Source organism: Qipengyuania sp. RANM35, from assembly GCF_041021145.2.
GTDB classification, from domain to species: domain Bacteria; phylum Pseudomonadota; class Alphaproteobacteria; order Sphingomonadales; family Sphingomonadaceae; genus Qipengyuania; species Qipengyuania soli.
The window spans coordinates 644,128-662,378 of record NZ_CM196433.1 but is presented as its reverse complement, the minus strand read 5'-3'; the positions used below and the strand labels follow the sequence as shown (position 1 = coordinate 662,378).

24 protein-coding genes are annotated in these 18,251 nt (G+C 63.7%); 4 read left to right on the top strand and 20 right to left on the bottom strand.

What is annotated here, in order from left to right:
• Positions 1-136 precede the first annotated feature (136 nt).
• Positions 137-1,039 (top strand): EamA family transporter RarD, encoded by a 903-nt coding sequence (rarD, locus tag RAM60_RS03320; RefSeq protein WP_200983144.1) that lies wholly within the window; start codon positions 137-139, stop codon positions 1,037-1,039.
• Here the strand turns inward: rarD and pyrC are convergent.
• The gene (pyrC, locus tag RAM60_RS03315) at positions 1,017-2,054 is read right to left on the bottom strand and encodes a dihydroorotase (RefSeq protein WP_369025579.1); all 1,038 of its coding nucleotides are present in this window, start codon (positions 2,052-2,054) and stop codon (positions 1,017-1,019) included. The genes rarD and pyrC overlap by 23 nt on opposite strands.
• A gap of 38 nt (positions 2,055-2,092) precedes the next feature.
• Between pyrC and ygfZ the strand changes: the two genes are divergently transcribed.
• Positions 2,093-2,833: a CAF17-like 4Fe-4S cluster assembly/insertion protein YgfZ gene (gene ygfZ / locus RAM60_RS03310; protein WP_369025580.1), complete on the top strand. Its 741-nt coding sequence runs from the start codon at positions 2,093-2,095 to the stop codon at positions 2,831-2,833.
• Here ygfZ and RAM60_RS03305 read toward each other — a convergent pair.
• The gene (locus RAM60_RS03305) at positions 2,817-3,416 is read right to left on the bottom strand and encodes a TetR/AcrR family transcriptional regulator (protein WP_369026148.1); all 600 of its coding nucleotides are present in this window, start codon (positions 3,414-3,416) and stop codon (positions 2,817-2,819) included. The genes ygfZ and RAM60_RS03305 overlap by 17 nt on opposite strands.
• Before the next feature lie 116 nt (positions 3,417-3,532).
• On the opposite strand from RAM60_RS03305, the gene RAM60_RS03300 reads away from it, so the two are divergent.
• Positions 3,533-4,411 carry a metal-dependent hydrolase gene (locus RAM60_RS03300; RefSeq protein WP_369025581.1) on the top strand — a complete coding sequence of 293 codons (879 nt, stop codon included), beginning with the start codon at positions 3,533-3,535 and terminating at the stop codon, positions 4,409-4,411.
• A gap of 58 nt (positions 4,412-4,469) precedes the next feature.
• Here the strand turns inward: RAM60_RS03300 and RAM60_RS03295 are convergent, their stop codons facing one another.
• The 3 genes from RAM60_RS03295 to rplU form a co-directional block, all read right to left on the bottom strand.
• Positions 4,470-5,003: a GNAT family N-acetyltransferase gene (locus RAM60_RS03295; RefSeq protein WP_200983134.1), complete on the bottom strand. Its 534-nt coding sequence runs from the start codon at positions 5,001-5,003 to the stop codon at positions 4,470-4,472.
• 203 nt (positions 5,004-5,206) lie between these two features.
• A complete protein-coding gene (gene rpmA / locus RAM60_RS03290) occupies positions 5,207-5,476 on the bottom strand; it encodes a 50S ribosomal protein L27 (RefSeq protein ID WP_200983133.1) in 270 nt (89 codons plus the stop codon).
• Positions 5,477-5,488: 12 nt separating this feature from the next.
• Positions 5,489-5,965: a 50S ribosomal protein L21 gene (rplU, locus tag RAM60_RS03285; RefSeq protein WP_200983131.1), complete on the bottom strand. Its 477-nt coding sequence runs from the start codon at positions 5,963-5,965 to the stop codon at positions 5,489-5,491.
• A gap of 189 nt (positions 5,966-6,154) precedes the next feature.
• Here rplU and RAM60_RS03280 point away from each other — a divergent pair, with 189 nt between their 5' ends.
• Positions 6,155-6,673 carry a hypothetical protein gene (locus tag RAM60_RS03280; protein ID WP_369025582.1) on the top strand — a complete coding sequence of 173 codons (519 nt, stop codon included), beginning with the start codon at positions 6,155-6,157 and terminating at the stop codon, positions 6,671-6,673.
• A gap of 66 nt (positions 6,674-6,739) precedes the next feature.
• Here the strand turns inward: RAM60_RS03280 and RAM60_RS03275 are convergent, their stop codons facing one another.
• The 15 genes from RAM60_RS03275 to coxB all read right to left on the bottom strand — a co-directional run bounded on the left by RAM60_RS03275 (position 6,740) and on the right by coxB (position 18,043).
• Positions 6,740-7,171 (bottom strand): hypothetical protein, encoded by a 432-nt coding sequence (locus RAM60_RS03275; RefSeq protein ID WP_369025583.1) that lies wholly within the window; start codon positions 7,169-7,171, stop codon positions 6,740-6,742.
• A 79-nt stretch (positions 7,172-7,250) separates the two neighbouring features.
• Positions 7,251-7,718, bottom strand: a complete 468-nt coding sequence (locus RAM60_RS03270; protein ID WP_369025584.1) for a molybdenum cofactor biosynthesis protein MoaE — start codon at positions 7,716-7,718, stop codon at positions 7,251-7,253.
• Positions 7,711-7,950: a MoaD/ThiS family protein gene (locus tag RAM60_RS03265; RefSeq protein ID WP_369025585.1), complete on the bottom strand. Its 240-nt coding sequence runs from the start codon at positions 7,948-7,950 to the stop codon at positions 7,711-7,713. Before RAM60_RS03265 ends, RAM60_RS03270 begins: the two co-directional genes overlap by 8 nt.
• Before the next feature lie 3 nt (positions 7,951-7,953).
• Positions 7,954-8,253: a Rossmann fold domain-containing protein gene (locus RAM60_RS03260; protein WP_369025586.1), complete on the bottom strand. Its 300-nt coding sequence runs from the start codon at positions 8,251-8,253 to the stop codon at positions 7,954-7,956.
• Positions 8,253-8,624 carry a dihydroneopterin aldolase gene (locus RAM60_RS03255; protein ID WP_200983119.1) on the bottom strand — a complete coding sequence of 124 codons (372 nt, stop codon included), beginning with the start codon at positions 8,622-8,624 and terminating at the stop codon, positions 8,253-8,255. The genes RAM60_RS03260 and RAM60_RS03255 overlap by 1 nt, the downstream gene beginning before the upstream one ends.
• Positions 8,625-8,633: 9 nt before the next feature.
• Positions 8,634-9,524, bottom strand: coding sequence for a class I SAM-dependent methyltransferase (locus tag RAM60_RS03250; RefSeq protein ID WP_369025587.1), 891 nt, complete (start codon positions 9,522-9,524; stop codon positions 8,634-8,636).
• Positions 9,524-10,915: a threonine synthase gene (gene thrC / locus RAM60_RS03245; RefSeq protein ID WP_369025588.1), complete on the bottom strand. Its 1,392-nt coding sequence runs from the start codon at positions 10,913-10,915 to the stop codon at positions 9,524-9,526. The genes RAM60_RS03250 and thrC overlap by 1 nt, the downstream gene beginning before the upstream one ends.
• Positions 10,916-10,965: 50 nt before the next feature.
• Positions 10,966-11,556: an SURF1 family protein gene (locus RAM60_RS03240; protein ID WP_369025589.1), complete on the bottom strand. Its 591-nt coding sequence runs from the start codon at positions 11,554-11,556 to the stop codon at positions 10,966-10,968.
• A 78-nt stretch (positions 11,557-11,634) separates the two neighbouring features.
• Positions 11,635-12,456 (bottom strand): cytochrome c oxidase subunit 3, encoded by an 822-nt coding sequence (locus tag RAM60_RS03235; protein WP_200983107.1) that lies wholly within the window; start codon positions 12,454-12,456, stop codon positions 11,635-11,637.
• 65 nt (positions 12,457-12,521) lie between these two features.
• Positions 12,522-13,094, bottom strand: a complete 573-nt coding sequence (locus tag RAM60_RS03230) for a cytochrome c oxidase assembly protein (protein WP_369025590.1) — start codon at positions 13,092-13,094, stop codon at positions 12,522-12,524.
• Positions 13,095-13,101: 7 nt separating this feature from the next.
• Complete coding sequence (locus RAM60_RS03225) at positions 13,102-13,224, bottom strand: cytochrome c oxidase system small membrane protein (RefSeq protein WP_281388141.1); 123 nt, start codon at positions 13,222-13,224, stop codon at positions 13,102-13,104.
• Positions 13,224-14,138 (bottom strand): heme o synthase, encoded by a 915-nt coding sequence (locus tag RAM60_RS03220; RefSeq protein ID WP_510640165.1) that lies wholly within the window; start codon positions 14,136-14,138, stop codon positions 13,224-13,226. Before RAM60_RS03220 ends, RAM60_RS03225 begins: the two co-directional genes overlap by 1 nt.
• Positions 14,139-14,161: 23 nt before the next feature.
• Complete coding sequence (locus RAM60_RS03215; RefSeq protein WP_369025592.1) at positions 14,162-15,133, bottom strand: alpha/beta fold hydrolase; 972 nt, start codon at positions 15,131-15,133, stop codon at positions 14,162-14,164.
• Positions 15,134-15,209: 76 nt separating this feature from the next.
• A complete protein-coding gene (ctaD, locus tag RAM60_RS03210; RefSeq protein WP_200983103.1) occupies positions 15,210-16,922 on the bottom strand; it encodes a cytochrome c oxidase subunit I in 1,713 nt (570 codons plus the stop codon).
• Between the two features lie 41 nt (positions 16,923-16,963).
• Positions 16,964-18,043 (bottom strand): cytochrome c oxidase subunit II, encoded by a 1,080-nt coding sequence (gene coxB / locus RAM60_RS03205; protein WP_369025593.1) that lies wholly within the window; start codon positions 18,041-18,043, stop codon positions 16,964-16,966.
• Between the last annotated feature and the right edge of the window lie 208 nt (positions 18,044-18,251).

Below are 18,251 nucleotides of genomic sequence, written 5' to 3'. Positions count from 1 at the left end.
GTGTTAAGCTTTAGGCCCGCCTTCCTGAACAGAATGCAACGCGGCTGTCAGGATTCGAATTTGCGACAAAGCGACATTCCAGCAGCGACGAATTGTTGCTTGCGGGGCGATTCTCCTACCCCTAGGCGCTGAATCGATGAACCAGCACCACCCCCACAGCGACCGCACCGGTCTTGGCGCGGCCTTCGGGGCCTATCTGATCTGGGGCTTCCTGCCGCTCTACCTGATCCTGGTGAAGTCGGTGCCGGCCTTCGAATTCGTCGGCTGGCGGATTATCTGGACGCTGCCGCTATGCTTGCTGATCGTCGCCTTCCGCAAGCAGGGACCGGAAGTCCGCAGCGCGCTTGCCAACCCCAAGGTTCTGGGATTGCTGGCGCTCAGTTCCGCGCTCATTGCCATCAACTGGGTCGTCTACGTCTGGGCAATCCAATCCGGCCAGGTCTTCGCCGCAAGCCTCGGCTACTACATCAATCCGCTGGTCAACGTGCTGCTCGGCACGTTGCTGTTGGGTGAGAAACTGACCCGGCGTCAGTGGATCGCGGTCGGGCTCGCGGCGCTTGGCGTCTCGCTCTTGCTGGGCGGCGCTCTGACCACGCTCTGGATCAGCCTGACGCTTGCGCTCAGCTTCGGCACTTATGGATTGATCCGCAAGCAGGTCCCGGTCGGTTCGGTGCCAGGCCTGACCATCGAGTCCATGCTGCTGCTCGTACCGGCCACCGCGGTCGCCTGGTATTATGCGCAGACGCCGGCGGGTTCGGCATTCACGCAGAGCCTGGGCCTTGGCCTTGCGATCATGCTCGGCGGTGCATTGACGGCATTCCCCCTGCTCCTTTTCGCCATCGCGGCGCGCCGGTTGCCCTATTCGACGCTGGGCTTCATCCAGTTCCTCGCGCCGAGCATCGTCTTCGTACTCGGGCTGACTGTATTCCACAAGCCGCTGCACCCGGCGGAGCTGGCCTGTTTCGCCTGTATCTGGGCGGCAGCCGCGATCTTCGTGTGGGACCTCGTCGCGCGGTCTAGGACGCCAGCCGCCAGCTGAGCGTTTCGCCTGCGTGGAAGGGGACGATCTCCGCTTCCCCGCCGCTAACCGTCGCCGGGACTTCGACCGGTGCCTTCTCCAGCGTAATCATGCTCTCGTTGACCGGCAGGCCGTAAAAGCGCGGGCCGTTGAGCGAGGCGAAGGCCTCGAACCGGTCAAGCGCGCCTTCCTCGTCGAACACGGTGACATAGCTTTCCAGCGCATAGGGCGCGTTGAAGATGCCCGCGCAGCCGCAGTCGGTTTCCTTTGTGTGCTTGTGATGCGGTGCGCTGTCGGTGCCGAGGAAGTACTTCGCCGAACCCGAAGTCGCCGTCTTGCGCAGCGCCAGCCGGTGCTCCTCGCGCTTGGCAACGGGCAGGCAGTACATGTGCGGACGAATTCCGCCGACTAGCATGGCGTTGCGGTTGATGTGGAGGTGCTGCGGGGTGATCGTCGCGGCGATGTTCGGTCCCGAAGCATCGACGAATTCCGCTGCCTGCCGGGTTGTGATGTGTTCGAAGATCACCTTGAGTTCGGGCAGGCGCGCGACCAGCGGCTGCATCACGCGGTCGATGAACACCGCCTCACGATCGAAGATGTCGATGTCGGCATGCGTCACCTCGCCATGGACGCACAGCGGCATGCCGATTTCGGCCATGCGCTCGAGCACGCCCATGACATTCGCGATATCGGTCACGCCCTGCGCCGAATTGGTGGTCGCCCCTGCCGGATAGAGCTTCACTGCGGTCAGCACTCCATCCGCGAAACCGGCGGCCAGATCCTCCGCGTCGCTCTGGTCGGTGAGATAGGCGGTCATCAGCGGGGTGAAGTCCACGCCCTCGGGCACAGCGTCGAGGATGCGCTCGCGATAGGCGGCGGCAAGTGCGTTCGTCGTCACCGGCGGGACGAGGTTCGGCATAACGATCGCGCGGGCGAACTGGCGGGCGGTATGCGGCACCACGGCGCGCATGGTGGCACCGTCGCGAAAGTGGAGATGCCAGTCGTCCGGGCGGCGGATTGTCAGCGATTCGGCCATGTGGTTGCCTATGGCGTCCGGTCGCCTATCTGTCACCCATGACCGCTACCCGCCTGTTCGACCGCGCCGTGATCCGCCTCACTCCACAGGAAGAGGGAGAGGACGTGGCCGCTTTCCTCCAGGGCCTTGTGACCAATGACGTGACCGGCCTGCTGCCGGTCTATGCGGGCCTGCTGACGCCGCAGGGCAAGATGCTGTTCGATTTCATCGTATGGCCTGCGGGTCACGGCGAACTGCTGCTCGATTGCGAGGCTTCGGCGGCCGAGGAACTGGCGAAGCGGCTCTCGCTCTATCGCCTGCGGCGCAAGATCGACATTGCCGTTGATCCCGCTGTCGCGGTTCACTGGCAGAAAGAGCCCGGTGACGGCGGCGCGGCGGATCCGCGGCTTGCCGATCTCGGGCAGCGCTGGTTGGCGCCCGCCAATGAAGCGGATGAGCCTGCCGACGCGGCGTGGCTGGCGCATCGCCTGGCGCTGGGTGTGCCCGAGGGGCGCGCCGACATGCAGGATATTCTGTGGCTGGAAACCAATGCGGTCGAGCTCAACGGCGTCAGCTTCACCAAGGGCTGTTACGTCGGGCAGGAGAACACTGCCCGGATGAACTGGCGGCAGAAGGTCAACCGCCGGCTGGTCGTGGTCCCGCTGTCGCAGTCGACCGAGAAACGGCGCAAGCATGCATATGAAGCGCTCGATCGGGCCGTTGAACACCTGCGTGTCGAGGATATCGCGCCGAACGCTGCACCCGAATGGATGCGGGCCGGCCTTACTTCTGCGGAATAAGCGCAGCGATCGAATTCATCAGCATCCGCTCGGCCCGGTCGCGGGCGGCAGTCTCCGGCAATCCGAGCGAGCGCGAGAGTGCCTGGCCGATCAAGGCGTCACCCATGGCCATCAGGACGAGCGCAAGAGTTTCTTCGTGAACCTGGAGCGGCGCGGCACCGTGCGCAGCCTCTTCCGGCGCGATTTCGTCGACGAGGTCATGGATCGTCTCGACGATCGGCGTCAGCGCATCTTCGTTACCGGTCAGGATCATCCAGCTGGCAAGTGCGCCGGCGCCCTCCTTGTCGAAAGCGTCGAAGGCGAGATCGACCACTTCGCGTGGGCTACCCAGCCCCGCCCTGCTTGCCCGAACCGCATCTACGATGGTCGAGCACACGGTTTCGGCAAGGTGGCGTGCCAGTTCGCGCTGCAACCCCGCAGCCGAACCGAAGTGGTGGAGCAGGTTGGCATGGGTGCGCCCGATTCGCGCAGCCACGGCCTTCAGCGTTACCGCCTGGGGCCCGGCCTCGATCAGCAGGGAGCGCGCGGCCTCCAGCGCGGCAAGGCGGGATTCCTCGGGTGACAGTCGTTTACGGGTCGCCATCGACAAGGCGTTAGCCCATCCGACAGGCGGGGTGAAGCCCATGCGGGATGCTTATTGACAATTGTGTCAGTAACCCTTACTGACACTGATGTAAGTTAATCCTAGTGGAGTTCCCGATGAACGCCCCTGTCCAATTCGATACCGATACGCGCCGCAGCGTCCCCACCCCGGCGGACCTGACCCTGACTGTGCGCGACGAACGTTTCAACCGCGGCACCACCCCGCGCCGCTGGTGGGCCGGCGAGCCTTTCGGCACCGCCTGGCACAATGCCCTTTCCGCGACCTTCCCGCGTGGCGAGGCCTTTTTCATCGAGGCCGTGAAGGCCCATCGCGACGGCGCCGACCCCAAGCTGGCCGCCGAGATTCGCGCTTTCGTGAAGCAGGAAATCAACCACACGCGTGAGCACGTCGCTTTCAACCGCCTCGCCGAAGAACATGGCTATGATATCAAGGCGATCGACCAGCGCGTTGCCGAAATGCTGGCGCTGACGAAGGACCGCCCGGTCATAGTCAACCTCGCCGCGACCATGGCTCTCGAACACTACACGGCCATGATGGCCTACGAGTTCCTCGCGAACCCCAAGCATTTCAAGGATGCGGACGAAGAAGTTCGCAAGATGTGGGAATGGCATTCGATCGAAGAGATCGAGCACAAGGGTGTCGCCTACGATACCTATCTGCACGCCACTCGCGACTGGTCGCCCTGGCGCCGCTACAAGCTGCGCAGCCTGATGATGCTGATCGTCAGCTTCAACTTCTTCAGGAACCGCTGGAACGATACGCTCAAACTTCTGGCGCAGGACGGGATTACCGGCCGCAAGGCGAAGTGGGGCCTGTTCAAGTACCTCACCGTCAGCCCGGGCGTCGTGCGCCGGATCTTCCCGGCATGGTTGAGCTACTTCAAGCCCGGCTTCCACCCGTGGGACCACGACGACCGCGCCCTCATCAACAAGTTCGAGGGCGAGTTCGAAGCGGCGCTGATGCCCGCCGAGTAAGCCTCGGGTCTTGAATGTGAAAAGGCCCCGCGAGCGATCGCGGGGCCTTTCTATTTGGTCAGGCGGCCATTGGCGGGAGCATGTCGGCCTCGTCGAGGTCGAGCACATACTCGATCGACGCAACCTGCTCGCCGCGCGCGAGGCTGTGGCGCTTGCCGATGCAGCCCGTGGGCACGAAACCGGCCTTGCGCAGCACCCTGCCCGATGCCGGGTTGTCGACGAAGTGCCCGGCAACCAGCCTGCGGTGACCGAGCAGCTTGGCCACTTCCACCACCCCGCGGGCAGCTTCGGCCGCATAGCCCCTGCCCCATGCGTCACGGGCGAACCAGTAACCGACCTCGGGCTGGCCATCGTGTTCGCCCAAGCCGGCCGAGCCGATGATCCGGCCACTGCCTGATTCGACCACGAGGAAATGGGGAAGGCGTTCGTCCTGGGGGAGTTCGACGAAGAACCTGGCGGCGGCCTCGTCATAGGGCCACGGCGCGCGCGCGAGGTTGCGGACGATACCCTCGTCGGCAATCGCTTCGAGCACGCCCTTCCAGTCTTCGGGCCAGGCAGGCCGCAACAGCAGCCTCTCCGTTACATGGAACATCGGTATTCTCCCCTTTGGACCACGCTCCGGGCTCCTAGGCCGGACGCGTGACAGTTGCGTGGCGGCGAAAGGAAATTTCGCCAGTCTGAGAGGGAGAAACGACAAGAGGGAGACGGGTCGGTCCCATCTCCCTCTTCGGCTGCCGGTGTTTATCCCGGCTGGGACCGTCCTGTCTGGACGATCCCTTTATCGGAGCGTCCGATTTATTCGGCGGCTTCTGCCATCATGTCTACCGACACGAACTTGCGACCGAGCTTGCCCTTGTGGAATCGCACAATACCGTCGGTAAGCGCGAAAAGGGTGTGGTCCTTGCCCATGCCGACATTGCTGCCCGGGTAGAACTTGGTGCCACGCTGGCGCACGATAATGTTGCCGGCGACCACGTCCTGGCTGCCGAACTTCTTCACGCCAAGACGACGACCGGCCGAGTCACGACCGTTGCGCGATGAACCGCCTGCTTTTTTATGTGCCATGGTTCGCGCTCCTTACTTCTTGGCTTCGGTCTTCTTGGCAGCAGCCTTCTTGGGCGCAGCCTTCTTTGCGGGAGCGGCCTTCTCGGCAGCTTCCTTCTTCGGCGCGGCCTTCTTGGCCGGAGCCTTTGCTTCCGCAGCGTCGGCCTTCGGAGCGGCTTCCTTCTTCGGAGCAGCCTTCTTCTCGGCCTTCGAATCGCCCACGGCAACGATGCGCAGCAGGGTCATCTGCTGGCGGTGGCCGTTCTTGCGACGATAGTTGTGACGGCGACGCTTCTTGAAGACGACGACCTTTTCGCTCTTCGCCTGCGCGATGATCTCGGCCGAAACGACGGTCTTGGCGGCATCGGCGAGCTTGTCGCCATCGCCGGCCAGCAGGACGTCGCCCAGCGTAATGGTGTCGCCGGCTTCGCCAGCGAGCTTTTCAACCGCGATCTTGTCTCCGGCGGCAACCCGGTACTGCTTGCCGCCCGTGCGCACTACTGCGAACATGGTGGTTATCTCTCAATCAATTAGCTTTGCCGTACTCTTGCGAATATACGGCGCACCCGTCGAGCCGCCGGATGGCGGCCCCGGAAAGAAGCGTGCCGTTAGGCGAAAGGTGGTTGCAAGTCAACGGCCCGGATGCGGATTTTTGCATGTCTGCTGGCGCCCCGCGTCACGCGTGATATGGAGGCGGCGATGACCGACCGCAAGTTCATTCGCCCTGCTCTCCTCGCCCTTGCCCTTTCCGGATGTGCCGGTACCGGCACCGACGGCTATCCCTCGCTCGCCATTCGCGATGTCGAGCGGGTAGAGGGCAGCTTCGAGCCTGCTCCCTTGCAGCAGCTCGATGTCCCTCCCGTAGAAGTCGACCTGAGCGGTGGTCTGGATGCGCGCCTTGCAGCGCTGGTGGCACAGGCACGCGAGGCCCATGCCACCTTCGCCGCTGCGCAGCCCGTAGCCGAAAAGCTGGTGGGTTCCGCTGCCGGCGCAGACATCGGGAGCGACAGCTGGGCCGCCGCGCAAGTGGCGCTGGCTGACCTCGATTCGGCCCGCAGCATTGCCGCGATTGCCCTCGGCGAACTCGACATCATCCATGCCGCCGCCTCGATCCAGGCAGAGGATGCCGCGGCCATCGATGTGGCGCGCGGGCAGGTCATCGACCTTATCAGCGAAGAAGACTCGGTCCTCGAGCGGTTGCGTTCGCGCGTTCGCTGATCCCGGAAAGAAAATCGCGGGACCGGTCGCCCGGCCCCGCGAGGTGTACTGGATACCGGGATTACCTTAGCCGGCAACGCTCCCCACGATCGTGACGGCCACGATGCCCCAGCAGAATACCAGTACGGGAAGGATCAGGACCTGCACCGCGGCATCCTTCGCTGTCACGCGGCCGGTATGGGTCATAATGCCATGGAGCTTGAGTGCCCCCCAGCTCTTGGGCTTCTTCTGCGTCTCTTCCGGCGCGAGGCGCGACCAGACGACCGGCAGGGCGAAACCCGCAATGATCGAAACAGCGAAGAGGACCATGGGCAGGATCAGTCCGCCCGAAGGCACGCCGATAGCCATGACCGCCAGGAAGCCGAGATAAAGGCCGACGGTCGCCATGTAGAACTCTTTCGGGAGCTCGAAGCTGCGATCCACGATGGTCGGGGTGACGGCATGGTCGCGGACATTTGCCTGGCCGGCGACGAGATCACGGGGGAGGTTCTTCGACATTTACGCTGCTCCTTGCTGTTGAGGAGCAGGTTGCGGCGAATCGGAAGCGGGTTCCTTGATATGGATCAACACCCTGGCGTTAGTTCCAGCGGGCAAGATCCGTATGGTCGATGTCGCGCGGTTCGATCCAGTGCCAGCCGTCCGCGCGCTTCTCGCGCTTCCACAGCCACGCCGCGCTCTTGAGGTGGTCCATCAGGTATTGCGCGGCATCGAAGGCATCGCGGCGATGGCGCGCTGCGGTGGCCACAAGGACGATCGCCTCGCCCGGCGTCATGACGCCGACCCGGTGCCAGACGAGTGCCCCGTCGAGCGAGAACCGGGTGCGGGCCTCTTCGGCCAATCCTTCCATGCCCGGCAGCGTCAGCGGTTCGTAGTGCGAAAGTTCCAGTGCCAGTACGTCGCCGTCGGGACGGACCTTGCCGAGGAAGGAAACCACCCCGCCGGCAGCCTCGTGCGCGGCATTGAAGGCCGCCAGCGCCTCACCGACGCTCAGCCCCCTGTCGAGCAGGCGCACGTCGAGCGGGGTCGAGAGTGCCAGCCTAACCACCGCTTACCGGCGGGAGCAGCGCGATCTCGTCTCCATCGTTGGCACGCAGCGCAGTCTTGTCGGCCAGCACTCGTCCGGCGCAGGCGACGTTGACGCGGTCCAGCCTGAGCTGTTCGGCAACCTCGGGTCCGACGACTTCGAGCAGCCCGTTCCAGCTTAGCGGCCCCGTGACCTCGCGCTCCTGCACTCCGGCAAGGTCGCGCAGGGGACCGAGGAAGAGGATCCGGACCATCGCTCAGGTCTCCAGGTACTGGCCGGTGATGCCGGGCGCCGCTGCAAGATAGGTTTCGGTCGCGTCGACCGCTTCGCCCTCGCCCGCGACCATGTTGACGCGGCGCGGCGTGTGCTTGCGCGCGAGCCCGGCAACGATGGCCAGCCGCCATTCGCCATGCGTGTGATCTGCGGAAGGCACAACGATCATCACGTCCTCGCCCTTGCCGAGGAAGTCCTCGACATGGGCCAGCCAGTGCTGATGGAACACGCCGGCTGCGGCGAGCGGATCGTCCGGCAGGCCGTCGACCGCAATTCGCTTCATCACCGGCGCTCGCGGTGGAGGGTGATGCCGATCTTCTCGTGCGCCTCGGCGATGGCGAGCTTGACGATCTTAACGGTGACCGCCTCGACGCGGCTGTCCTGCAGGAACAGGGTTTCGCAGACGTGGTCGGCAACTGCCTCGATCAGCTTGAAATGGACGCCTTCGGGCAAAGCTTCGGAGGCCGCGAACTTCAGATCCATGTAGTTCTTGCTCGCATCGAGCGAGGTCTCGGCCTCGTACTTCGCCAGCGGCTTCATCCGCGCCTGGATGGTGAAGCGCAGCGGCTGCGGGCGCCCGGTCTCTTCGGAATAGATTCCGGTGAGCACGTCGTGCTCGAAATCGGCCACCTCGAGGATCAGCGAATCGGTCATGGCCTGCCCCTAGCGCGGATTGGACCAGCGCGCGAAGATTGCGGTGGGGAGCAAGCGGCCCGAGCCGTCTTCCTGCACGGCAAGATCGCCGTGCTCGATCTTTCCCGGAAGGCCTGAGAACACCTCGTCGAGCAACCCGCCCAGCGCGAGGCTGCTCATGCGCACTGCATAGACGGTGAGGAACAGGAAGCTGCTGTCGGCATCGAGCAGCTGGCGGCAATCGGCGACGAGACCGGGCAGCCCTTCCTCCAGCCGCCAAACCTCGCCATCGGGACCACGCCCGAACTTGGGAGGGTCGAGGATGATGCCATCGTAACGCCGTCCGCGCCGCACCTCGCGCGCGGTGTATTTCATTGCATCCTCGACCAGCCAGCGGACCGGGCGGTCCTCCATGCCCGAAAGCGCGGCATTCTCGCGCGCCTGGGCGACCGATTTTTTGCTCGCATCGACATGGGTGACGCGGCCGTATTGCGACAGGGCGAGCGAACCGACGCCGGTATAGCCGAACAGGTTCATCGTCTCGGCATCGTCCCTGCCGGCAAGCTGATCACCCATCCAGCTCCACACCGGGGCCATGTCGGGGAAGAAGCCAAGATGGCGGAAGGGAGTGCACTGAGCGTTGAAACGCACTTCGTCGCCCCAGCCAAGTTCCCAGCCCGCGCCCGGAACGTCCTTGAAGTATTGCCAGCGCCCGCCGCCGTCCTCATCGCTGCCGGGAACGAACTCGCCATGCGCATCCCAACCCTCAAGCCGAGGAGTCCACATGGCCTGCGGTTCGGGACGGATGAAGCTGTAGGGCCCGTAGGCCTCGAACTTGCGGCCATTGCCGCTGTCGAGCAGGCGATAGGCATCCCAGCCCTCGCCGACCATCAGTACGGGATTGCGGACGAGCTCGGCCATCAGGATGCGTTGGCGAGGATGTGGTCGCGCACAGCCTCGTAAGTGCCCGGGAGTTCGACGTAAGCCTCCTCGCGCGCGAAGAGGTCGCCGACACGGGCAGGCAGCGGCGGGCGCGTGCCGGTGGCACGTTCGACGGCATCATTGAATTTGGCCGGGTGAGCTGTGGCAAGCGTCACCACGGGAATATCGCCTGGCAGCTCGGCATGGCGGGCGGCGTGGAGACCAATCGCGGTGTGAGGGTCGATGATTTCGCCGCAATGCTCATAGGCCCAGCGCATCGACTGTGCGGTCTCGCCTTCGTCGGCACGCGCGCTGGTGAAGAGCGCCGAGGCACCCTGCTGCTGGGCATTGGTGAGGCGCATGGCCTTGCTCGCCTCGAAGGCGCGCATCTGCTCGGCGAGCGCCGCTCCGTCTCGTCCACCGACATCGAAAAGCAGCCGCTCGAAGTTGGAGGAGACCTGGATGTCCATGCTCGGCGCTGCGGTCGGCGTCACCGTGCCGGTCGAATAGTCGCCTTGCGATAGCGCACGGTGGAGGATGTCGTTGATGTTGGTGGCAACCACCAGTCGCTCAATCGGCAGGCCCATTTGCGCGGCAACATAGCCGGCGAAGACATCGCCGAAATTGCCCGTGGGCACACTGAAGGCGAGCTTGCGTTCGGGGCCGCCCAACTGGAGCGAGGCGGCAAAGTAATAGACCACCTGCGCCATCAGGCGGGCCCAATTGATCGAATTGACCGCTCCGATGCGATGCCTGGCCGTGACGTCGGCATCCGCGAAAATACGCTTCACCATCGCCTGCGCATCGTCGAAGCTGCCGTCGATGGCGATGTTGTGGACGTTCGGCGCACGCACCGTCGTCATCTGGCGCCGCTGTACGTCGCTCACCCGGCCCTTGGGGTGGAGCATGAAGATCTCGACCCGGTCGAGGCCCGCAACCGCATCGATGGCGGCGCTGCCGGTATCGCCACTGGTCGCGCCGACGATCGTCAGGCTGCCATCCTCGCGCGCAAGGAACTCCTCGAACAACAGGCCGAGGAGTTGCAGCGCCACGTCCTTGAAGGCGAGCGTGGGGCCATGGAACAGCTCCAGCAGCCATTGCTGCTCGTCGAGCTGGACCAGCGGCGTCACCGCCTTGTGCGCGAAACGGCCATAGGCCTGTGTCGTCAGCTCGAGCAGGCGATCGGGCGTCAGGCAATCGCCGACAAAGGGCTGCATCACCCGCGCGGCGAGTTCGGCATAGGGTAGCCCGCGCATCGCCGTGATCTCGTCCTGCGTGAAGCGTGGCCACTGCTCGGGCACATAGAGCCCGCCATCCGAGGCGAGGCCAGCCAGCGTGACGCCGGCGAAATCGAGCGATGGCGCAGAGCCGCGGGTGGAGACGTATTTCATCGTGCGATGCGGTTAGCGGGCGGCGGGTGTACGGGCAAGCAATGGGGGCTTTATTCCCCCTTAGCCTCCCTGCCCTCCGATTGAGTGCGGCGTCGAAGGGCAAGGATGTAGATCACCAGTGCGGTCAGGGCGAAAAAGAACCACTGACCTGCGTAAGCGAGATGATTGTTCGGCAGGTCCCTCGGATCCGGCAGCGCGAGCAGCTCAAGCCCGGGCACCTCGTCCGTCGCGACGATCCTGCCGCCGGGGGCAATCATTCCGCTGACCTCACCGCCGCTCCAAGGAACCGGTGCCGGATCGCGCGAAAAACCCAGGTCGATCTTCACGGGCCTGCCGTCAGGAAGGTCGCAGGTCACACGATGGGCTACACCGCTTTCGCCCCGCGCACTGGAGCCCGCAACTGTCGTCGCATCTATCAGGCTGGCGCAGGTCACGCGGGTACGGCGGTAAAGCACCCCATCGAGAGCGCGCTCGTCGCGCGGATATTCGACCTCCGACGACATGCTCAGCGAGCGCTCGGCATGTGCGATCAGCGCTTCCTTCTGGCCCTTGCGATCGAGCTGCCAGAAACCGAGCGCGATCATCGTCGCGATGGCAGCGGCAACGATTACGGTCGGGATGATGGGAATGCGGCGGGTCATGCGAGGGCTTTCTAAAAGCGAAGGGCAGCCTGACCTAAGCCGGGCTGCCCTCTGCCGTAATCCGAATGTCCGAGGACATCAGTGGATGGGTGCACCCCAGCCGCCCCAGACGTAGACGGCGACGAAGAGGAACAGCCACACCACGTCGACGAAGTGCCAGTACCACGCAGCCGCTTCGAAGCCGAAGTGCTGGCGCGGGGTGAAGTGGCCCTTGTAGGTGCGCACGAGGCAGACGATCAGGAAGATCGTGCCGACAAGCACGTGGAAGCCGTGGAAACCGGTCGCCATGTAGAATGCCGAGCCGTAGGTGTTGCCACCGAAGCCGAACGGCGCGTGGGCGTATTCATAGGCCTGGATGCTGGTGAACAGCGCGCCCAGCAGGATGGTCAGCCAGAGGCCCTTCTTGAGACCGTCACGGTCGCCATGGATAAGCGAGTGGTGCGCCCAGGTAACCGTGGTGCCCGAGCAAAGCAGGATCAGCGTGTTGAGCAGCGGCAGGCTGAAGGGGTCCATGACCGCCTCGATTGCCTTGGGCGGGAACTGCCCGCCAACCACCTCGGAAATCGTCGAGGGGAACAGTGCGAAGTCGAAGAAACTCCAGAACCAGCCGACGAAGAACATCACTTCCGAAGCAATGAACAGGATCATGCCGTAGCGCAGGTGAAGCTGCACGACGGGCGTGTGGTCGCCGCGCTGGGCTTCCTTCACAATGTTCGAGAACCAGCTGAAGAAGGTCGCGATCAGGCCCATGATGCCGAGGCCGAGGACGATCTTCGCACTCGGCATGTCGTGCATGAACAGCACCATGCCGCTGGTGAAGGTGAGCGCCGAAATCGAGCCGATCAGCGGCCAGATATCGGGTTCGAGAATGTGGTATTCGTGATTGACGTTGCCAGCCATGTTTACGCGTCCTGGTTTTCGCTTTGCGGAGGCCCTTAATGCGCCATTGCGCGCGGGTCTAGGGGCTACTCGGCTAAATCCAAAGCCCGGTGGAAAGTATATGAAAGGGTGATCTGCTCAACCCCGTCCATGTTCGGATCGTCGAGCGCCTTCGGGTCGACGTAATAAAGCACCGGCATGCGAACCTGCTGCCCCGGTTCGAGCACCTGCTCGGTAAAGCAGAAGCACTGGATCTTGTTGAAATACTTGCCGGCCTGCTCGGGCTCGACATTGAATGTCGCGGTGCCGGTGATGCGCTCGCTGGAATTGTTCTTGGCGATGTAGATGGCCATGTCGCGCTGGCCGATCGTGACCGTATCGGTCGGCTGTTCCGGGTGGAAGCTCCACGGTACGTCGCCCGCGGTGTTGGCATCGAAGCGGACCGAGATCGTTCGTGCCGCACCGCTCGCCGCCTGGCGAGCGGCGATGTCGGCGTCGCTCTCACTGGCGCGCTGGGTCGTGCCGCCGAAGCCGGTGACCTGGCAGAACAGCTGGTAAAGCGGGACAGCGGCATAACCGAGACCAAGCATCGCAGCAGCGCCAAGCAGCGCCAGCATTGCGGTGCGGTTCTTGCGGGCCTGGAGCGTTGCAGCGGTCATCGTGGCCTCACATCCTGACGATGGTGATCACGTAAAACAGGACGGCAAGGCCCAGCAGGATGCCGCCGAGCACGAGATTGCGGCTCTTCTGGCGGCGACGGAATTCGGCTTCTTCTTCGGGAGTCATCATCAGGCCATCAACATGGGGGTGAGATAGGCATCCGCCACCAGCGCAGCGAACAGGGCGAAGAGATAGGCGACGCTGAAACCGAACAGGCGCTTTTCAGGCTTCATCGTATCGCCCTCCGCCGTGTCGCGCAGGCCCACAGGCAGCGCGAGGGCGAAGAAAGCAAGGCTGAGTGCCGAGGCGATCACGCCGTAGACCGCGCCCGTGTAGCCGAGATACCATGGCGCGATGGCGATGGGGGCCAGCAGGACCGTGTAAACGAGGATCTGGCGACGGGTCGATTTCTCGCCCTTTACGACCGGCATCATTGGAATGCCGACATTTGCGTAATCGGTCTTCACGAACAGCGCGAGCGCCCAGAAATGGGGCGGCGTCCACATGAAGATTATCGCGAACAGCAGGACCGGCATCAAGGTGATGTCGCCGGTAACGGCAACCCAGCCGATCATCGGTGGGAAGGCCCCGGCGCCGCCTCCGATGACGATGTTCTGCGGTGTGCGCGGCTTGAGCCAGATGGTGTAGACCACAGCGTAGTAGAAGATCGAAATCGCGAGGATGGAAGCCGCAAGCCAGTTGACGCCCAGCCCCATAATGACGACCGAAGCAGCCGAGATGAGAATGCCGAAATCGCGTGCGTCGGTGCGATGAAGCCGACCTGCAGGCAGTGGGCGCTGCGCGGTACGCTTCATCCCGGCATCGATATCCGCTTCCCACCACTGATTGAGCGCAGCCGCCCCGCCCGCGCCCAGCGCTATACAGAGAATGGCAGTGAAGCCCAGCACAGGGTGAATGCTTCCCGGCGCGGCAAGCAGGCCGCAGAACCCGGTGAAGATCACCAGCGTCATCACGCGCGGCTTGGTCAGCGCAAAGAAGTCTCGCCAGTCGGCGGGGAGTTGGGTGGGGATCGCCTGGGTCATGGAATCGGGGGCCATATAGGGCGCTAGAGCCGCTTTAGCCAGTCGATCAGCAAGCGGTTGACCTCTTCGGGCCGCTCCTGCTGCGTCCAGTGGCCGACACCTTCGAGCACGTGGCCTTCGACGCGCGGAGCGAACAGACGCATCATGGCCACCGGGTCGGCAACCGCGCCGAAGAGGGTCGTGGCCGGATCGCGGGTGCCGCCGATGAACAGCGCGGGCTGTTCGATCTTCTTGCCCACCCAGCCCTGCAGCCACTCGTAATCGTTCTCGTGGTTGCGGTAGCGGTTGAGCGGACCCCGGAAACCCGACGCCTTGAACTCGCTCTCGTAGAAGTCGAGGTCTTCCTCGGTCAGCCACGGGACGGGTTGCGGATCGGGCAGCCCTTCGAGGAAGGTCGCGCCCAGCTGCTTGCTCCAGTATTCGCCCGGCGGGACATCGCCGCTGATCGAGTACATCATCCGCGCCACCCAGTCGCGCGGATTGCGTTCGGCCTCGGCCTCGGCCACACCCGGGTCCTGAAAATACTCCTGGTAGAAGAACCGGCCCTGGCTGGTGAAATGTTCGCGGAACACCTCGGTAAAGGGGCGTTGCGGCACGCCGGCGAAGGGTACCGACATCCCCGCGACTGCACGGAAGTGATCCGGGTTGGTCAGCGCCGTGTTCCAGACGATCGGTGCACCCCAGTCGTGTCCGATCAGGACAGCGGGTTCGTCGGGATGGAGCGCCAGTTTGAGGCCCACGAGATCCCCGACGATGTGCTCCATCGAGTAGGCATCGACTGCGTGAGGCTTGTCCGAGCCGCCATATCCCCGAACGTCGATGGCGCAGGCCGTAAAGCCCGCATCAGCGACCGGGCCGAGCTGGTGACGCCAGCTGTACCAGCTTTCAGGAAAGCCATGGACCATGATGGCAAGCGGCGCCGAGCCCGGCTCCGGGCCCTCGATGGCACAGCGCAGACTCAGGTCGCCGACATCGATGGTGCGCATTTCTGGCATGCTCTTCTCCTGGTCCTCAACGGCAAACGGCCGGCCCTTTGGGGACCGGCCGCTGCTTGTTCGATTGCCTTGCGCCTTACGCCGAAGCGGGCTTGGGGCTCATGTGATCGTCGGCAGTGTGATGGTCCTCGATCACCGGCAGTTCGCTGAACTGGTGGAACGGCGGCGGGCTCGACAGCGTCCATTCGAGCGTCGTGGCGCCTTCGCCCCAGTAATTGTCTGCGGCCTTCTTGCCCGCCACGAAGGCGTACACGATGTTGGCAAAGAAGAAGATCATCGAACCGGCCATGATTTCGTAGCCGAGCGAGCTGATCTCGTTCCAGTAGGCATAGGCTTCCGCATAGTCTGGGTAGCGACGCGGCATGCCCTGCAGGCCGAGGAAGTGCTGCGGGAAGAAGATCACGTTCACGCCGATGAAGAAGCCCCAGAAATGGAGGTGGGCCAGCAGCTCGGAGTGCATCTTGCCGCTCATCTTCGGGAACCAGTAGTAGAAGCCCGCGAACAGCGAGAACACCGCACCCATCGACAGCACGTAGTGGAAGTGCGCGACGACGAAGTAGGTGTCGTGCACCACGTCGTCCACGCCGCCGTTGGCGAGGTACACGCCGGTCACGCCGCCCACGGTGAAGAGGAAGATCATGCCGATCGCCCAGACCATCGGCGACTTGAACTGGATGGAACCGCCCCACATGGTGGCGATCCAGCTGAAGATCTTCACGCCCGTCGGGACTGCGATGACCATGGTTGCCGCGGTGAAGTACATCTTCGTGTTCACGTCGAGGCCGACGGTGTACATGTGGTGGGCCCACACGACGAAGCCGACGACGCCGATTGCGACCATGGCGTAGGCCATGCCGAGGTAGCCGAACACCGGCTTGCGGCTGAAGGTCGCAACGATCTGCGAGATCATGCCGAAGCCCGGCAGGATCATGATGTACACTTCGGGGTGGCCGAAGAACCAGAACAGGTGTTGGTAAAGGATCGGGTCACCGCCGCCTGCGGGGTCGAAGAAGGTCGTGCCGAAGTTGCGGTCGGTGATCAGCATGGTGATCGCCGCAGCAAGCACGGGCAGCGCGAGCAGCAGGAGGAAGGCGGTAACGAGCACCGACCATACGAACAGCGGCATCTTGTGCAGGGTCATGCCCGGCGCGCGCATGTTGAAGATGGTGGTGATGAAGTTGGTCGCGCCCAGGATCGAACCCGCACCCGCAAGGTGAAGCGAGAAGATCGCGAAGTCGACAGCCGGACCCTGCGAACCGCTGGTCGACAGCGGAGCATAGACGGTCCAGCCGGTACCCGCGCCCGGGCCGGTACCGCCCGGTACGAACAGCGAGAACAGCAGGCTGAAGAACCCGGCGACCGTCAGCCAGAAGCTGATGTTGTTCATGCGCGGGAACGCCATGTCGGGCGCGCCGATCATGAGCGGTACGAACCAGTTGCCGAAGCCGCCGATCATGGCCGGCATGACCATGAAGAAGACCATGATCAGGCCGTGAGCCGTGATGAACACGTTCCACATGTGAAGCGAGGTGTCGAAGTCGGCATTGCCGCCCATGAACTCCGCCCAGAACTGCAGGTACTGGATGCCGGGCTGGGCCAGCTCCATGCGCATGATACCCGAAATCGCGCCACCGACGATGCCGGCGATGATCGCGAAGATCAGGTACAGCGTGCCGATGTCCTTGTGGTTGGTGGACATGAACCAGCGCGCGAAGAAGCCGGGCTTGTGATCGGCATCATGGTGTGCGTGGTCGTCGTGAGCCTGGAAGTGGTCGGCGGTAGTGGCCATCGGTCTGTTCTCTCGGCTTCGTATATCAGTAATTGCTAATATCAGGTGGTAGCTTCGGCAGCAACCGGCGCAGCTTCGCCTTCAGCCGGTGCTGCGGCAGCCGGAGCTGCAGCAGGCGCCGCAGCTTCTTCAGCCTTCGCGCCCTTCACCGTTCCGCCCTGGGCAACGACCCAGGCGTTGAACTGGTCAAGCGGCAGCGCTTCGATGGCGATCGGCATGTAGCCGTGGCGCGCACCGCACAGCTCCGAACACTGGCCGAAGTAGACGCCCGGTTCCTTGATGATGAGCATCTTCTCGTTCAGGCGACCCGGGACCGCGTCGAGCTTGAACCACAGGCTCGGCACTGCGAACGAGTGGATCACGTCGGCTGCAGTGGTCTGCAGGCGGATCGGAACGCCGACCGGAAGGACCATGCGGTTGTCGACCGCGAGGTGCGACGGGCCGTCGTCATCGGTGCGGAAACGCTCGCCGGCCTTAACGTCGGCCTTTTCCTTGAGCATGTTCGACACGACTTCGAAATCGCCGTTGTCGGGATAATTGTAGCCCCAGTACCACTGGTAGCCGATCGCCTTGACGGTGATCGCATCCTTCGGCGGGCTCTTGTACTGCTTCGAGATCAGCGTGATCGAAGGGATCGCGATCCCGAGCAGGATCAGCGCGGGGACGACGGTCCAGATAACTTCGATCAGCGTGTTGTGGCTGGTCTTCGAGGGAACCGGGTTCGCCTTTGCATTGAAGCGAACGATGACGATGATGAAGAGCAGCAGCACGAAAGCGCTGATGATTGCCATCACCCAGACCAGGCCGATGTGCAGGCCATGCGCGAAATCGCCGGTCGGCGAATACTGGTCCTGAACATCGATGCCACGTTCGACGGGCATACCCTTGCCGGCAGTCGGCTTCATCGGCGTGTACGATCCTGCTGCAGGTGCAGCTGCATCGGCCGCGGTCACATCGGTCGCGGCGGCATCGGCAGCGACGGGTGCCTCGACAGCAGGCTCTACCTCAGCGGCAGGCGCATCCTGCGCGACTGCCAGCACCGGGCTGAGCGTAAGGGCCAGTGCCATGGAAAGGCCGGCTGCGATGCGGTGGAACCCGTTGCGGGAGCCATGAAATTTCATCTCTGGACGCTCTTTCGTGTCTCGTTATCGGCTCGGTCGGAGTGACCCTCATTTACCGGCCGCGCGCAAGGGATTCCCCCGGCGCAGGGGCGCGATTTGGGCTGCCCTATAGGCAGGCTTTGCGCGGGCCTCAAGCGGGCAGGCGAGAAAAATATGCACATTCGTTTGCCCCTTGCCTAAAGCGGCGCAACGCGCTTTGAGCCAGACC

Bases quoted from the DNA above. Each gene is read 5' to 3' on its own strand.
- rarD (WP_200983144.1), top strand. From the start codon at position 137: ATGAACCAGCACCACCCCCACAGCGACCGCACCGGTCTTGGCGCGGCC.
- pyrC (WP_369025579.1), bottom strand. From the start codon at position 2,054: ATGGCCGAATCGCTGACAATCCGCCGCCCGGACGACTGGCATCTCCAC.
- ygfZ (WP_369025580.1), top strand. From the start codon at position 2,093: ATGACCGCTACCCGCCTGTTCGACCGCGCCGTGATCCGCCTCACTCCA.
- RAM60_RS03305 (WP_369026148.1), bottom strand. From the start codon at position 3,416: ATGGCGACCCGTAAACGACTGTCACCCGAGGAATCCCGCCTTGCCGCG.
- RAM60_RS03300 (WP_369025581.1), top strand. From the start codon at position 3,533: ATGAACGCCCCTGTCCAATTCGATACCGATACGCGCCGCAGCGTCCCC.
- RAM60_RS03295 (WP_200983134.1), bottom strand. From the start codon at position 5,003: ATGTTCCATGTAACGGAGAGGCTGCTGTTGCGGCCTGCCTGGCCCGAA.
- rpmA (WP_200983133.1), bottom strand. From the start codon at position 5,476: ATGGCACATAAAAAAGCAGGCGGTTCATCGCGCAACGGTCGTGACTCG.
- rplU (WP_200983131.1), bottom strand. From the start codon at position 5,965: ATGTTCGCAGTAGTGCGCACGGGCGGCAAGCAGTACCGGGTTGCCGCC.
- RAM60_RS03280 (WP_369025582.1), top strand. From the start codon at position 6,155: ATGACCGACCGCAAGTTCATTCGCCCTGCTCTCCTCGCCCTTGCCCTT.
- RAM60_RS03275 (WP_369025583.1), bottom strand. From the start codon at position 7,171: ATGTCGAAGAACCTCCCCCGTGATCTCGTCGCCGGCCAGGCAAATGTC.
- RAM60_RS03265 (WP_369025585.1), bottom strand. From the start codon at position 7,950: ATGGTCCGGATCCTCTTCCTCGGTCCCCTGCGCGACCTTGCCGGAGTG.
- RAM60_RS03260 (WP_369025586.1), bottom strand. From the start codon at position 8,253: ATGAAGCGAATTGCGGTCGACGGCCTGCCGGACGATCCGCTCGCCGCA.
- RAM60_RS03255 (WP_200983119.1), bottom strand. From the start codon at position 8,624: ATGACCGATTCGCTGATCCTCGAGGTGGCCGATTTCGAGCACGACGTG.
- RAM60_RS03250 (WP_369025587.1), bottom strand. From the start codon at position 9,524: ATGGCCGAGCTCGTCCGCAATCCCGTACTGATGGTCGGCGAGGGCTGG.
- thrC (WP_369025588.1), bottom strand. From the start codon at position 10,915: ATGAAATACGTCTCCACCCGCGGCTCTGCGCCATCGCTCGATTTCGCC.
- RAM60_RS03240 (WP_369025589.1), bottom strand. From the start codon at position 11,556: ATGACCCGCCGCATTCCCATCATCCCGACCGTAATCGTTGCCGCTGCC.
- RAM60_RS03235 (WP_200983107.1), bottom strand. From the start codon at position 12,456: ATGGCTGGCAACGTCAATCACGAATACCACATTCTCGAACCCGATATC.
- RAM60_RS03230 (WP_369025590.1), bottom strand. From the start codon at position 13,094: ATGACCGCTGCAACGCTCCAGGCCCGCAAGAACCGCACCGCAATGCTG.
- RAM60_RS03225 (WP_281388141.1), bottom strand. From the start codon at position 13,224: ATGATGACTCCCGAAGAAGAAGCCGAATTCCGTCGCCGCCAGAAGAGC.
- RAM60_RS03220 (WP_510640165.1), bottom strand. From the start codon at position 14,138: ATGACCCAGGCGATCCCCACCCAACTCCCCGCCGACTGGCGAGACTTC.
- RAM60_RS03215 (WP_369025592.1), bottom strand. From the start codon at position 15,133: ATGCCAGAAATGCGCACCATCGATGTCGGCGACCTGAGTCTGCGCTGT.
- ctaD (WP_200983103.1), bottom strand. From the start codon at position 16,922: ATGGCCACTACCGCCGACCACTTCCAGGCTCACGACGACCACGCACAC.
- coxB (WP_369025593.1), bottom strand. From the start codon at position 18,043: ATGAAATTTCATGGCTCCCGCAACGGGTTCCACCGCATCGCAGCCGGC.